This is a genomic window from Kocuria sp. ICS0012, from assembly GCF_001665945.1.
Lineage (GTDB): Bacteria > Actinomycetota > Actinomycetes > Actinomycetales > Micrococcaceae > Kocuria > Kocuria marina.
This window is the reverse complement of sequence record NZ_LZMM01000050.1, coordinates 46,075-58,810: the sequence shown is the minus strand read 5'-3', so window position 1 is coordinate 58,810 and position 12,736 is coordinate 46,075. Positions and strand designations below refer to the sequence as shown.

Genomic DNA, 12,736 nt, shown 5'->3' with positions numbered 1-12,736 from the left:
AACCCGTCCCCGTTCTCGAAAGGTTGCACCGTGGCCACACCAGCTCAGTGGGTCGAGGGAGCACGTCTGCGTACGCTTCCCATGGCCGCGGCCCCCGTGATCGCCGGCACCGCCGCCGCCCAGTGGATGGCTGCCGCACGGTTGGGCCCCGCGGTCCTCGCGCTGCTGGTCGCGCTGTTCCTGCAGATCGGGGTGAACTACGCCAACGACTACTCGGACGGCGTGCGCGGGACGGACGACGATCGCGTGGGCCCGTTGCGTCTGACCGGCTCCGGTGCGGCATCCCCCCGCGAGGTCAAGACCGCGGCGTTCGTGTGCTTCGGGCTAGCCGCGCTCGCGGGCATCGCGCTCGTGGTGGTCTCCCAGCAGTGGTGGCTCGCCGCGGTGGGTGTCCTGGCGATCCTCGCGGCATGGGGCTACACGGGTGGCAAGAAGCCCTACGGGTACATGGGACTCGGCGATCTCTTCGTGTTCATCTTCTTCGGTCTCGTGGCCACCCTGGGTACCACGATCACCCAGGCCGGGCGGCTCAACCTGGAGTCGTGGGTCCTGGCGATCTCCACCGGGCTGTTCGCGTGCGCGCTGCTCATGGCCAACAATGTCCGGGACATCCCCGGGGACCGCGCCGTGGGCAAGAAGACCCTGGCCGTGCGTCTGGGCGATCCGAAGGCCCGGCTCACGTTCACCACGGAGCTGTTCGTGGGGATGGTCCTGCCGTTGCTGCTCGTGCCCCACAACCCGTGGGTGCTGCTGATTTATGCCGTGACGCCACTGGCCATCGGCGCGGCCGTGACCGTGCTCAGGACCACCGACCGGCGCGAGCTGATCCCCGTGCTCAAGCAGTGCGGTTTCATCAACCTGGGTGTGACCGTGCTCTACGCGATCGCAGTGCTGGTGCACCAGTACCTGGGCTGACACTCCCCGCCGCTTGAATCACGGCGTCGCGCTCCGGGTGTGCGCCACCGCGATCGCTGAAGTGCCCCGGGCCAGAACCCCGCGGGCGGACGCTCAGACGTCCTTGCGAGCCTCGCGGTCCGTGTAGGAGTCCTCGATCTCCTGGTCCTCCAGGGCCACCCGGTTGGTGGGCTTGGGGGTGCGTGAGATCCAGCGGTGGAAGTCCTGGCCCGCGGCGTAATGCAGCTTGGGGAAGAAGATGTAGCAGATCGCGAAGGCCGCCACCACGGCCGCGATCCCGGAGAAGACCAACCCCAGCCCCAGGTACATGCACAGCAGGAAGAGCACCACCAGGATGCCCAGGCGCAGCAGGGAATACTTCACGAAGTTCACCCGACCATTCTACGGGCCCGCCCTGGGTGCTTCCCGGGCACCGTGGTTGCCTGCGAAAAGCCCCGATCTGGACAGGACGTTGCCCGTGCGGGGCATCGGCCTCGAACGCCCTCCCCGCTCAAGGCCCGGCCCTGGTCAGGACGCCTTCCTGCCCGGGCTCGATCCGGACGGGACGTGCTCCCGCACCCGCGAGGTTGACCCGAAGAGGAACTGCCCAGTCCACTCCCCTAGGATGATCCGCATGGGCAGAGCGATCCTGATCATCGGAGCAGGCGCCCTCGCTGTGGGCGTCATCATTTACGCGCTCATCGAGTGCGCGCAGTCGGACAAGTACGCCGTGCGGGCCATTCCCAAGTGGGGTTGGCTGTTGGTGATCCTGCTGTTGCCGGTGGTCGGGGCGGTGCTGTGGCTCTTCTTCGGCCGCCCCCGCAAGGACGACGCCGCTCGCGAACCCCAGCGCGGCCGCGGCCCGGACGACGACCCCCAGTTCCTGCGCAACCTCGAGGAGCGGCGCAAGCAACAGGAACGCGCTCGCAAGCTCCAGGAATGGGAGAACGAACTCAAGCGCACCGGTCGCGCCCCGGGCGAACGCCCCGACGCCGAGGAACCGGTGTTGGATCCCTCCGACCCGCGCCTCGCTGCTCCCTCCCCCGACCACCCGGCGGGTGATGTCCGTGCGGACGGCCCGGACGACGCCGCCCCCCGCAGCGGCTCCCACTCGGAAGACTCAGACGCTCCCCGGGCCGATCCCGACGCGGACGGCCTGGACCCCGACGATCCGCGCGGCGACGACTCGCGTCCCGGTGGTTCCACTCCCCGGTAACGAGCCCGAGATACCCCCTGAACATGACGTGAGCCCCGCCCCATGAGGGACGGGGCTCACCTGTTTCGCGAACTCATGTCACGGGCTCATGCCCGCGGAGGACTCACAGGCCCGAGTACGAGTGCAGGCCCGGGAACAGCGTGTTGACCACCGTGAAGTTGAACACCACGCACAGGTAGCCCGCGATCGACAGCCACGCGGAACGATTGCCGTTCCAGCCGCGGGTCACGCGCGCGTGCATGTAGGCGGCGTAGACGGTCCACACCACGAAGGTCCAGACCTCCTTGGTGTCCCAGCCCCAGAACCGACCCCAGGCCTGATCCGCCCAGATGGCACCGGCGGCCAGGGTGAAGGTCCAGAACACGAATCCCACGGAGTTGAGCCGGAACGAGAAGTTCTCGAGGGTCACGGACGTGGGCACGGCCCGCAGGAAGCCCAGGCGGGCGTCCTCGCCGGTGGCCAGCTTCTTCTCGCGGCGGGACTGCAGCAACTGCAGCACGGCCATCGCGAACGTGATGGTGAAGATCCCGGAGGCCGCGACCGCGATGGACACGTGGATGATGAGCCAGTAGGACTGCAGCGCGGGCTGCAAGGGGGACACGGGGGTCGGGAACGCGATCGTGGCCAGACACAGCATGATGAGCACGAGGCCGGAGACCATGGGTCCCACGAAGCGCAGGTCCTTGAAGAACAGCGTCACGAGGTACACGCCGGCCACCACCAGGGCGCCCGTGGTGCAGAACTCGTACATGTTGGCCCACGGCACACGGTCCGCGGCGACACCGCGGGAGGCCACCGCGAACGCGTGCAGCAGGAACGCGATAACCATGAGGGTCACGGCCACGCGCGCAGCCGGGCGGCGGCTGTTGTGCTGGTAGTCCAGCGCCTCGAACTCGTTCACGCCTTTGGCGCCGTCCGCCGAGGTCCGGAACTCATCCGCGACGGATTCACCGGTCCCCGCGCCGTCGCCCGACGCACCCCCGGCGGAAGAGCGAGTGGACGCGGAGCGCGACACCGTGGAACCGACCGTGGCGGAACCCGCCGCCCGGGCCCCGGAATGCGCGGCCGTGGCGCCCACGAGTTCCTTGGCCTCGCCCTCGGCGGTGTCACGCCGGGCACGTTCAGTCAGGCCGAGGGTCTTGGAGTGGGAGGCCATGTCCCATACGAAGGCCACAAACACCACCAGGTAGGTCATGGCGGCCAGGAGCATGAACCATTCGCTCCAGTTGCCCAAGGTCACGTTGATGTTGCTACCCATTAGTTCACGCCTTCGAATTCAGGTGGAACTCCCGCACGCCGCGGTCCTCCCACAATGACGTCCACAGAGCTGTCAGTTTTTCCGCTTCCGCGCCCAAGCGGTGGTCCTCGCCACGCGCCAACAGTCCGTACTCCAGAACAGTACACCGCACCCCGTTGGCGTCCTCCGTGGTGGTGGCCCGCACCCACGCCCTCCGGCGCGCGATGAACAGGCTCATGATGAGCCCGATGAACGCGAGCACGAAGGAGATGAACGCGGGGATCCGCCCGGGGTCGCTGTGCACGTCCAGACCCACGTAGCGCTTCACGTCCAGGAACTCCACGCTGCCCTTGCCGTTGGGCAACTGCACCTCGCGGTGCTGACCGTCCAGCAGGATCGGGCCGTTGGCCGAAGTCATGGAGTTCAGTTCCGTGAGGTTCTCGGTGTTGAGCACGTACACGTTCTGCGGTTGCCCGCTGTCCAGGCCCAGGTCCCCGTAGAACGAGGACAGGATCAGCGCGGGGTTGTTCAGTGCGGGGTCCGCGGAGCGCGGGATCTCCCCCGGCTCCGAGACGGCCGTGGGCAACAACAACCCCACGAACCCGAGCTGATCGGGGCGGGCGTCCGGGACCTTGAGGGTCAGCGAGGACGTGTACACGGAGTCCGAGGGGACCGTGACCACGGGGCCCTCGTAGGCCACGTTGCCCTCCCCGTCCGTCACGCGGATCACGGGCGCGTAACCGTTGCCTACCAGGTACACCTTGGTGCCGTTGACGTTGAGGGGCTTGTTGACCGCGAGGTTCACGTCCTGGGGTGTGGCCCCGGGTTCGTCCGTGACGGTCAGGTCCGCGTTGAAGTCGGTGGGCTGACCGTAGTGCCGGGGATCGGAGGTGTCCCGGTTGAACGTGGCCTGGAAGTTGTTGAGCCGCACCGAGAAGGGGTTGAGCCAGTCCGGGTCGAAATTGGTCCCCGGGTTGAAGGAGTCGTAGTCCACGAGGGTGTTCACGAAGGACTCCCCCTCCACGATGATCTTCTGCCCCTTGTACCCGAACAGGGCACCGATCGCCACGGAGACCAACACTCCCAGCAGCGCTACGTGGAAGAGGATGTTGCCCACTTCCTTGAGCATCCCGCGCTCGGCCGCGACCGACGGCGCCGCGGAGCCCAGGTCCTGTGTCTGCACCCGGTAGCCGCGCTTCTTCAGGGCGGCGGCGGCCTGCTCGACGGCGTCGTCCGGGGAAGGTGCGGCAGCGCCGTCGCGCCCGCCCAGCATGACCTTGCGGTACTGCGGCAACCGGGAGATCCGGCGCGGGGTGCGCGGCGGCTTGGAACGCCACGCCTTGAAGTGCTGGACGGCGCGCGGGAGCACGCAGCCCACGAGCGAGATGAACAGCAGGAGGTAGATCGCGGAGAACCAGTAGGAGGAGAAGACGTCGAACAGCTGCAGGCGGTCCAGCCACGGACCCATGGTGGGGTTCGCCTCGATGTAGCTGGTCACCGCGTCCGGGTCCTGGACCCGCTGGGGGAACAGGGATCCCGGGACCGCGGCGATCGCGAGCAACAACAACAGCACGAGGGCCGTGGACATCTTGGTCAGTTGCCGCCAGGCCCACCGGGCCATGCCGAGGGGACCCAGCGAGGGGACCTCCACGTCGGAACGCTGCGCCTTCTTCGGGCGTGGCGTGCGCGTCTCGGTCATATCGGCATCACCCAATCGGTTACGAATTCGGACTGGACCCACGAGACCAGTGCGGACCACACGCCCGTGGCCATGGCGGCCCCGATGAGCACGAGCACGGCACCGCCCACGCGCTGCAGCGTGAGACGGTGCCTGCGGAAGAAGGACATGGCCCCCATGCCCCGGCGCAACGCCAGGGCGATCAGCACGAACGGGACGCCCAGTCCCAGGCAGTAGGCGGTGGTGAGCACCACGGCTTTGCCGGTGGACGCGCCGTCCACGTAGACGAGCGCCTGCACCGCGGCGAAGGTCGGGCCGATGCACGGGGCCCACCCCAGACCGAAGGCCATCCCCAGGAGGGGCGCACCCCACAGCCCCGGGGGCGGGCGGCGCTCGATCTTGCGGTCACGCTGGAACCACGAGAAACCACCCATGAAGACCACGCCCATGAGCATCACCAGGATCCCGAGCACCACCATGATCCACTGCTGGCCCAACAACCACGCGAACGCGCCGAGCTGCGCGAGCACCACGGACATCAGCACGAACACCGCGGAGAACCCCAGGACGAACAGCACCACGCCCGTGAGGATCCGCCCGCGCCGTTGTTCCCGCAGGTCCACCCCGGTGAGCCCGGTGATGTAGCCCAGGTACCCGGGCACTAGGGGCAGCACGCACGGTGAGGCGAAGGAGACGAATCCCGCGAGCAGCGCCACGGGCAGCGCGGCAATCAGTGAACCGTCGAGGACGACCTCGGCGAAGGCATTGCCGTTCATGCGGATTCAGCCACCGTGTCCTTGATCAGGGCGTCCAGGGTGGATTTGTCCGCTTTGCCCAGCACGCGGGCGGCCACGCGACCCTGCTCGTCCAGAACAAGGGTCGTGGGGACGGCCTGCGGCGGGACGTAGTCGCTCAGTGCGAGCAGCACGGCCCCGTTGAGATCGGACGCGGAGGGGTAGTCCACCCCGTAGTTGCGTTCGAACGCCTCCGCGGTGGGCTGCTGGTCGCGCAGGTTCACGCCCAGGAACTGCGCGCGGTCCTGGTACTCGTGGTGCAAGGCCACGAGGTCCGGGGCCTCCGCGCGGCACGGCGCGCACCCTGCGTACCAGAAGTTCACGACGGCGGGCTTGCCGCGCAGGCTCTCGGCGCTCACGGTGCTGCCGTCGAACATCTCGGCATCGAACTGCACGGGCTCCCCGCGCTGCTCCGGCGCGTACTCGCTCACGGAACCGTCACCGGCCACGTAGCCCTTCTCACCGCCGGCGTTGGCCTGCTGGGCGAGGCTGTCGTTGCCCGAGGACGAGCACCCCGCGAGCGCGAGCCCCAGACACGCCACCACGGCGACCGCTCCCGTGCGCACTCGGGCACGGGCAGGCAGGGAACGGGCGGATGAACAACGCGGAGAAGTCACGGGGAGAACACCTGGGAAGAGGTCGTGGGGTGAGAGATCAAATTATGAGCCGGGAAGCTGATTGACGCCTGGATAGAGGTGGGCGGCGGGTTCCCGGTAGGAGACCTCCGGGACCTGCGCGGCGTCCACGTCCTCGAACGTTAAGGACGTCAGGGACGCGAGGTTGCACTCACGCCGCCGCGGGTCGTGCGGCAACGGACGGCCCTGCGCGGACAACCGCGTGAGCCAGATCGGCAACTGGTGGGACACGGCCACGGCCTGGGCGCCGTCGCCACCGCGGCGCACCGCGTCCCGGGCGAGTTCCCGCACGGCCTGTGCCATGCGCTCGACCTGCGCCTTGTAGGGCTCACCCCACGAGGGCCGCAAGGGGTTGAGCATGTAGGGCCAGTGCTTGGGCTTGGCGAGCTCACGCCCGGTCACGTGCAGACCCTGGAAGTGGTTGGCCGGTTCGATCAACCGCTCCTCCGTGCGTACCTCGAGCCCCAGCTCGCGGGCCACGGGTGCGGCAGTCTCCCGCGTGCGGGTCAGCGGCGAGCACGCCAGCAGAACGATCCGATCGCCATCCTGGACCCGCCGGGCCAGGTCCGCCGCGGCGGCCTCGGCCATCCGAGCGCCCTTCTCGGACAGGTGGTAGTCCGGGAGCCGCCCGTAGACCACGTGCGCGGGGTTGTGGACCTCGCCGTGGCGCAGGAGGTGAACGGTTGCTGAAGGCATGCCCCCAGTGTCTCAAACCCCGCTGTCAGCCCCCAATCGGTCCCGTCGGCACGGAACTGACCCCGTCAGGACAGCACTGCGCGTCAGGACAGCACGGCGCGCAACCGGGCGGCGTCGATGCGCAACCGGTCCCACGGGGCTCCGTCCACGAAGACCACGGGGATGTACTCGGCGTAGTCGCGCAGCAGCTGCAGATCGCCCGTGATGTCCCGCTCGCGGTACTCGCTGCCCGTCTGCTCGCACACCCCGGTCACGACCTCGCGCGCGTCCTCGCACAGATGGCATCCCGGTTTGGTCAGCAGCGTCACTGTGTGCGCCGGGCGCGGGCGGGTCCAGTCCGCGCCGGAGAGCAGGGGCGTACGACGTCGCTCGCGCCCGTCCTGCCTCCCCGCGGCACCGGCGCCCGCGCCGGTTTCACGCGCCGTCGCCGTTGCGGGTTCCGCCTGCACGGCGGGGCCCGGTTCGGCCGGACGGGCGGGATCGAGACGGTCGGGGCTCACGGGCTGCTGCGTCATGCGGCCCATGCTACGCACGCGGACACTGCGCACACGATGAAGGCCCCGTTCCCATAGCGGGAACGGGGCCTATCACGGGCGCGCTTACTTCTTGTTACGGCGCTGGTGACGAGTCTTGCGAAGCAGCTTGCGGTGCTTCTTCTTGGACATGCGCTTGCGGCGCTTCTTGATGACCGAACCCATAGGATCCCTCACAGTTCTCTGGACAGTGGTATTTGCTGGGGGCCGCGGGTGAACACCGCCCCGCCCCTGCTAACGCGGGGGCAACATACGTTTAACGGCAAACTACTGGCCTACCTTACCGTGCGACCCCGCCGGGCCCGAAAACGGGCGCTCAGGCGCTCGCGCGGCGATCGGCGTCGAGTTCCTCGTCCTGCTCTGGCCGCCCGTCCTGCTCCGTGACGGAACGCCCCCGCGGCGTGGCCGTGCGCTTGTCCCGGGACGACGCCACACGGTCCAGCGAGCGTGGTTCCGCGACCGAGGCGCGGGAGTCGTCCGGGTCCACGCCGGCTTCCTCGTACTGGTAGGTGATGTGTTCGGCCACGAGGCGGGCGGCCAGGTTGTGGTCCCCCGCTTCGAGGGCGCCCACGATGGCCCGGTGTTCGGCGCGGATGCGGCTGGACGTGGTGCTCCACAGCGGCACATGACCCACGAGTGCCAGGGTGTACTCGTAGATCGAGTCCCGCAGGGCAGTGAACAATGCCGCGTTCACCGCGTTGCCGCCCGCCTTGACCAGCGCGATGTGGAAGCTCACGTAGAGGTGGTGGAACTGCTTGAGCCCCAGGTCCTCGTCCATCTGCGCCATGATCGCGTGCAGTTCCTCGCGCGGGATGCTGTGCTTCTCGGCGTTCTCGAGGGCCGAGGTCTCGAGCATCACGCGAGTCTGGACGATGTCACGCAACGGGTGCTGCGACGTCGCTATGTGCAACTGCAGTGCGGGACCCGCGGACGCGGCCGGTTCGCGCACCAGGATGGGGAGAATGCTGCGGTGCGGGCCCTCGAAGAGATTGACGATGCCCTGGGCCTCCAGGATCTTGAGGGTCTCACGCATGGAGTTGCGGGACACCCGGAAGATCGCGGCCAGGTCCTTGTCGGTGGGCAGTCGTTGACCCAGCACCAGGTTTGCGTCGAACAGCTCGTTCTCGAGCCATTGCAGAACCTCTCGATGCGTTGCCATATATCCCACCCTAAACGTCGTACGGCGCCCGACCGCCGTATGGCACGGTCGGGCGCCCGGCGCGCCGCTCTCCGGACGCGGCCGTGCTCAGATGATGCCCTGGGCCACCATGGCCCGGGCGACCTTGAGGAACCCCGCGATGTTCGCACCGGCCACGTAGTTGCCCGGCATCCCGAACTCCTCGGCGGTCTCTGCGCAGCGATCGTGGATCCCGCGCATGATCTCCCGCAGGCGTTGCTGCGTGTAGTCGAAGCTCCACGAGTCGCGGGACGCGTTCTGCTGCATCTCGAGCGCGGACGTGGCCACACCGCCGGCGTTGGCGGCCTTACCCGGCGCGAACAGCACGTCCGATTCCTGGAACCGGTGCACGGCCTCGGTGGTGCACGGCATGTTGGCACCCTCGGCGACGGCCACGATCCCGTTCTCGAGCAGGGTCTTGGCCTGACGGCCGTTGAGCTCGTTCTGCGTGGCACACGGCAGCGCGACCGTGCCGGGGACGTCCCACACCGAACCGTCGGAGACGAATCGGGCACTCGAGCCGCGCCGTTCGGCGTACTCGCTGATCCGGGCCCGCTCAACCTCCTTGACCTGCTTGAGCAGCTCGAGGTCGATGCCGTTGCTGTCCACCACGTAACCGCTCGAGTCCGACGCCGTGAGCGCCTTGGCGCCGAGCGACTGGGCCCGCTCGATCGCGTAGATCGCCACGTTGCCCGAACCGGAGACGATCACGTCCCGGCCCTCGAGGTCCAACCCGCGGGTCTTGAGCATCTCCTCCGCGAACATCACCGCACCGTAGCCCGTGGCCTCGGTGCGCACGAGCGAACCGCCCCAGGACAGGCCCTTGCCCGTGAGCACACCGGACTCGTAGCGGTTGGTGATGCGCTTGTACTGACCGAAGAGGTACCCGATCTCACGCCCGCCCACGCCGATGTCACCGGCGGGGACGTCCGTGTACTCACCGATGTGGCGGTACAGCTCGGTCATGAAGGACTGGCAGAACCGCATGATCTCCGCGTCACTGCGCCCGGACGGGTCGAAGTCCGATCCACCCTTGCCGCCGCCGATGGGCATACCGGTCAGCGCATTCTTGAAGATCTGCTCGAAACCCAGGAACTTCACGATGCCCAGGTACACCGACGGGTGGAACCGCAAGCCACCCTTGTAGGGACCCAGCGCGGAGTTGAACTCCACCCGGAACCCGCGGTTGATGTGCACCTGGCCCTGGTCGTCCATCCACGGCACACGGAAAATGATCTGACGTTCGGGTTCGCAGATACGCTCCACGATCGCGGAGTCCAACAGATCCGGATGGCGAGCCACCACGGGACCCAACGACTCGAAGACCTCGTCCACAGCCTGGTGGAACTCGGACTCACCCGGGTTGCGCGCCGTGACGATCTGCCGGATGGGGATCAGTTTCTCGTGCATGTCTCTCCTGCCCTCTTGAAAGGTCTGCGGCTCCCACTCAACCGCGGCGTGAACCGCGGTTGCGTCGCCGGAAACCCGTCAGAGTGGACAGCAGACCGCTCTGACGGCGATGCGCGGCCCCGCGAGGTCGGATGAGCTCCGCGATCTCGGGCGAGTTCGTCTCCGGGGAGACAGCGCGGGGCTCTGCATCGTGGGGCTCGGCATCATGCGCGGCACGGGGCTGCGCAGCGGGCTCGGTGTGGGCACCATCGTCCACAGTATCCCCTGTGACCTGGGCCTCCCGTTCGTCGGCCAGGCCCTCCGGATCAGCGGAATTGATAGCTTCTTCGGTGACCCCCGAGCTGAACTGCACGACTTTCTCGGACCCCTGGGATGATTCGTCGAAAAACTCGGCTTCTACGGGCGTCTCTGCTTCCCCAGAATTTTCTTCCGGACGGGGATCATCGACCGGGGATCCGGGGGCGACCGTGGGAGCGGGGATGTCCAGGACCTCGGGATTGTCCGAGGTGTTGGTGGCCTCCGTCGTGACGTCGGTGACCTCCGCCGTGAACCACGGCAGGGACCGCTCGGGGTCGCGCACAGGTTCCTGGGCGGCGTCGACGTCAGCGGCCTCGGCGCGTACGGGCTCCGGGCGCGGGGCGTCCTCGGGCGACGGCGCGGCGTCGTGGTCGGTCGACTCGGCGGAGGCGTCCGTGGTCAGCTGTGCAGCGTCGTCGACGGCCAGCTGCGCAGCGACGTCGTTCGCCATGGCGGGCTCATCGGACTCGGCCGGGGCGGACTCATGTGTATCCGTCACGGGAGTGTCCGCCTCGTTCGCGGCGGCGACCAGCTCGTTCACCCAGTCGAGCACGGCCACGAAGGGCTCGGCGGTGAGGTTGTAGAAGCGCTTCTGTCCCTGGGCGCGGGTGGTGACCATCCCGGCGTCGCGCAGGACCTTGAGGTGCTTGGACACCGTGGGCTGGGAGACCTCGAGCGCGGTGACCAGCTCGCCCACCGGCCGGGGCCCGCCGCACAGGGCCGTGAGGATGCGGCGTCGGGTGGGGTCGGACAAGGCGGAATATGCGTCGTGGGACATGGGATTCACCTTAGACGGGCTGCCCACCCTGACCCAATCAGACCTTCCCGTCACGGGTCGGTCCCACCAGCGTCAGCCCTGCCAGGGTCAGTCGTACCAGGGGTCCAGTCCCCACTGGGGAAAGACCTCCTTGCGCGTGGCCATGATGCTGCGGTCGGTCTCGTCACTGGGGTCGTAGCCGATCTCCCACGAACGCCACCAGATGTCGACGTCGTCGCCCATGCGCTCGGGCGGGCGCCCGCCGTACTTTTCGGCCATGTAGCTGCGCCACGCCTGCGGGACCGGCGTGTTCACGTCCACGGGGTATCCCGAGGCGACCCCCACGAGGTGCGCCCACGAGCGGGGAACGGCGTCGTGGCAGTCGTACCCGCCGCCACCCGTGGCGATCCACCGGCCCTCACATAATTCCGCCGCGAGCTCGGACACCGCCAACGCGATCTGACGCTGCCCGTCCACGCTCATGCGTAAATGGGTCAGTTCGTCCTGGAAGTGGGAGTCGCAGCCGTGCTGGGAAACGATCACTTCGGGACGGAACTCGCGCGCGATCGGGGGGACCACGGCGTCGTACGCTCGAAGCCACTGGGAGTCGTCCGCGCGCGTGGGCATGGCCACGTTGACCGCGGTGCCGGCCGCCGCCCCGGAGCCGATCTCGTTGGCGAAGCCCGTGCCCGGGAACAGGGACAGGCCCGTCTCGTGCAGGGACACGGTCATGACGCGGGGCTCGTCGTAGAAAATCGACTGGGTGCCGTCCCCGTGGTGGCCATCCACGTCCACGTAGAGCACGCGCTGCACTCCGTTGTTCAAGAGGTGCTGGATGGCCACGGCGCAGTCGTTGTACACGCAGAAACCTGAGGCCTTGTCCGCCGCGGCGTGGTGCATGCCACCGCCGAAGTTCACGGCGTGGACCACGGAACCGCTCAGCAGGTCCGCGGCACCCTGGTAGCTGCCGCCCACCAGGCGCGCACTCGATTCGTGGATGCCCTCGTAGCCGGGAGTGTCCTCGGTGCCCAAACCGCATTCGGGGATCTGCCGCGTGGGGTCCTCCGAGACGGCGCGCACGGACTGCACGTAGGTCTTGGTGTGCACGAGTTCCAGGACGGGGTCGTCCGGGACCTCGGGGACGGTGACCCGCACGTTGGGCGCGCTGTCCAGGCCCAGGTTCTGCACCAACCGCATGGTCGCGTCTAGGCGGGTGGGGCTCATGGGGTGGTAGTCCCCGAAGTCGTACTGGAGCAACCGGGGATCCCAGTAGACACTGGTGGGGTAGACGGCATCCTTGCCCGTTGTCGCGGAGCTCACACCTCCATTAGAACACTCACGCGCATGCGGCAGTCGCTGCAGCGCACTGTGACGGGGGATACTGGGGGTCGTTGCGCCGATCCACCCCCGCG

At 68.1% G+C, this 12,736-nt stretch carries 14 protein-coding genes; 2 read left to right on the top strand and 12 right to left on the bottom strand.

Features of this window, described 5'->3' with window-relative positions:
- Nucleotides 1-30: 30 nt before the first annotated feature.
- The gene (locus tag A5728_RS08710; protein ID WP_035965116.1) at nucleotides 31-915 is read left to right on the top strand and encodes a 1,4-dihydroxy-2-naphthoate polyprenyltransferase; all 885 of its coding nucleotides are present in this window, start codon (nucleotides 31-33) and stop codon (nucleotides 913-915) included.
- A gap of 93 nt (nucleotides 916-1,008) precedes the next feature.
- Here A5728_RS08710 and A5728_RS08705 read toward each other — a convergent pair whose 3' ends face one another.
- Nucleotides 1,009-1,287 (bottom strand): DUF4229 domain-containing protein, encoded by a 279-nt coding sequence (locus A5728_RS08705; protein ID WP_035965117.1) that lies wholly within the window; start codon nucleotides 1,285-1,287, stop codon nucleotides 1,009-1,011.
- 241 nt (nucleotides 1,288-1,528) lie between these two features.
- On the opposite strand from A5728_RS08705, the gene A5728_RS08700 reads away from it, so the two are divergent.
- Nucleotides 1,529-2,110 (top strand): PLDc N-terminal domain-containing protein, encoded by a 582-nt coding sequence (locus tag A5728_RS08700; RefSeq protein WP_064846714.1) that lies wholly within the window; start codon nucleotides 1,529-1,531, stop codon nucleotides 2,108-2,110.
- 103 nt (nucleotides 2,111-2,213) lie between these two features.
- On the opposite strand, the gene ccsB is transcribed toward A5728_RS08700, so the two are convergent.
- From ccsB to A5728_RS08650, 11 genes are all read right to left on the bottom strand, one after another.
- Nucleotides 2,214-3,368 (bottom strand): c-type cytochrome biogenesis protein CcsB, encoded by a 1,155-nt coding sequence (gene ccsB, locus A5728_RS08695; protein ID WP_231885582.1) that lies wholly within the window; start codon nucleotides 3,366-3,368, stop codon nucleotides 2,214-2,216.
- Between the two features lie 4 nt (nucleotides 3,369-3,372).
- Nucleotides 3,373-5,046 (bottom strand): cytochrome c biogenesis protein ResB, encoded by a 1,674-nt coding sequence (locus A5728_RS08690; RefSeq protein WP_064846658.1) that lies wholly within the window; start codon nucleotides 5,044-5,046, stop codon nucleotides 3,373-3,375.
- Nucleotides 5,043-5,801: a cytochrome c biogenesis CcdA family protein gene (locus tag A5728_RS08685; protein ID WP_064846657.1), complete on the bottom strand. Its 759-nt coding sequence runs from the start codon at nucleotides 5,799-5,801 to the stop codon at nucleotides 5,043-5,045. The genes A5728_RS08690 and A5728_RS08685 overlap by 4 nt, the downstream gene beginning before the upstream one ends.
- Entirely contained in the window at nucleotides 5,798-6,436 is a 639-nt protein-coding gene (locus tag A5728_RS08680; protein ID WP_064846656.1) for a TlpA disulfide reductase family protein, read from the bottom strand. Before A5728_RS08680 ends, A5728_RS08685 begins: the two co-directional genes overlap by 4 nt.
- 42 nt (nucleotides 6,437-6,478) lie before the next feature.
- A complete protein-coding gene (locus A5728_RS08675; protein WP_064846655.1) occupies nucleotides 6,479-7,150 on the bottom strand; it encodes a histidine phosphatase family protein in 672 nt (223 codons plus the stop codon).
- 83 nt (nucleotides 7,151-7,233) lie between these two features.
- Nucleotides 7,234-7,665, bottom strand: coding sequence for a glutaredoxin family protein (locus A5728_RS13610; RefSeq protein WP_082943349.1), 432 nt, complete (start codon nucleotides 7,663-7,665; stop codon nucleotides 7,234-7,236).
- 84 nt (nucleotides 7,666-7,749) lie between these two features.
- Nucleotides 7,750-7,848 carry a 30S ribosomal protein bS22 gene (locus A5728_RS13605; RefSeq protein WP_005504750.1) on the bottom strand — a complete coding sequence of 33 codons (99 nt, stop codon included), beginning with the start codon at nucleotides 7,846-7,848 and terminating at the stop codon, nucleotides 7,750-7,752.
- Nucleotides 7,849-7,999: 151 nt separating this feature from the next.
- Nucleotides 8,000-8,842 carry a FadR/GntR family transcriptional regulator gene (locus A5728_RS08665; protein WP_082943348.1) on the bottom strand — a complete coding sequence of 281 codons (843 nt, stop codon included), beginning with the start codon at nucleotides 8,840-8,842 and terminating at the stop codon, nucleotides 8,000-8,002.
- An 87-nt stretch (nucleotides 8,843-8,929) separates the two neighbouring features.
- Nucleotides 8,930-10,270 (bottom strand): NADP-specific glutamate dehydrogenase, encoded by a 1,341-nt coding sequence (gene gdhA / locus A5728_RS08660; protein WP_064846654.1) that lies wholly within the window; start codon nucleotides 10,268-10,270, stop codon nucleotides 8,930-8,932.
- A 37-nt stretch (nucleotides 10,271-10,307) separates the two neighbouring features.
- Nucleotides 10,308-11,345 carry a helix-turn-helix transcriptional regulator gene (locus A5728_RS14490; RefSeq protein WP_064846653.1) on the bottom strand — a complete coding sequence of 346 codons (1,038 nt, stop codon included), beginning with the start codon at nucleotides 11,343-11,345 and terminating at the stop codon, nucleotides 10,308-10,310.
- Between the two features lie 87 nt (nucleotides 11,346-11,432).
- Nucleotides 11,433-12,644, bottom strand: a complete 1,212-nt coding sequence (locus A5728_RS08650; RefSeq protein ID WP_064846652.1) for an acetoin utilization protein AcuC — start codon at nucleotides 12,642-12,644, stop codon at nucleotides 11,433-11,435.
- Nucleotides 12,645-12,736 lie beyond the last annotated feature (92 nt).

Bases quoted from the DNA above. Each gene is read 5' to 3' on its own strand.
- A5728_RS14490 (WP_064846653.1), bottom strand. From the start codon at position 11,345: ATGTCCCACGACGCATATTCCGCCTTGTCCGACCCCACCCGACGCCGC.
- ccsB (WP_231885582.1), bottom strand. From the start codon at position 3,368: ATGGGTAGCAACATCAACGTGACCTTGGGCAACTGGAGCGAATGGTTC.
- A5728_RS13610 (WP_082943349.1), bottom strand. From the start codon at position 7,665: ATGACGCAGCAGCCCGTGAGCCCCGACCGTCTCGATCCCGCCCGTCCG.
- A5728_RS08700 (WP_064846714.1), top strand. From the start codon at position 1,529: ATGGGCAGAGCGATCCTGATCATCGGAGCAGGCGCCCTCGCTGTGGGC.
- A5728_RS08690 (WP_064846658.1), bottom strand. From the start codon at position 5,046: ATGACCGAGACGCGCACGCCACGCCCGAAGAAGGCGCAGCGTTCCGAC.
- A5728_RS08675 (WP_064846655.1), bottom strand. From the start codon at position 7,150: ATGCCTTCAGCAACCGTTCACCTCCTGCGCCACGGCGAGGTCCACAAC.
- A5728_RS08665 (WP_082943348.1), bottom strand. From the start codon at position 8,842: ATGGCAACGCATCGAGAGGTTCTGCAATGGCTCGAGAACGAGCTGTTC.
- A5728_RS13605 (WP_005504750.1), bottom strand. From the start codon at position 7,848: ATGGGTTCGGTCATCAAGAAGCGCCGCAAGCGCATGTCCAAGAAGAAG.
- A5728_RS08685 (WP_064846657.1), bottom strand. From the start codon at position 5,801: ATGAACGGCAATGCCTTCGCCGAGGTCGTCCTCGACGGTTCACTGATT.
- gdhA (WP_064846654.1), bottom strand. From the start codon at position 10,270: ATGCACGAGAAACTGATCCCCATCCGGCAGATCGTCACGGCGCGCAAC.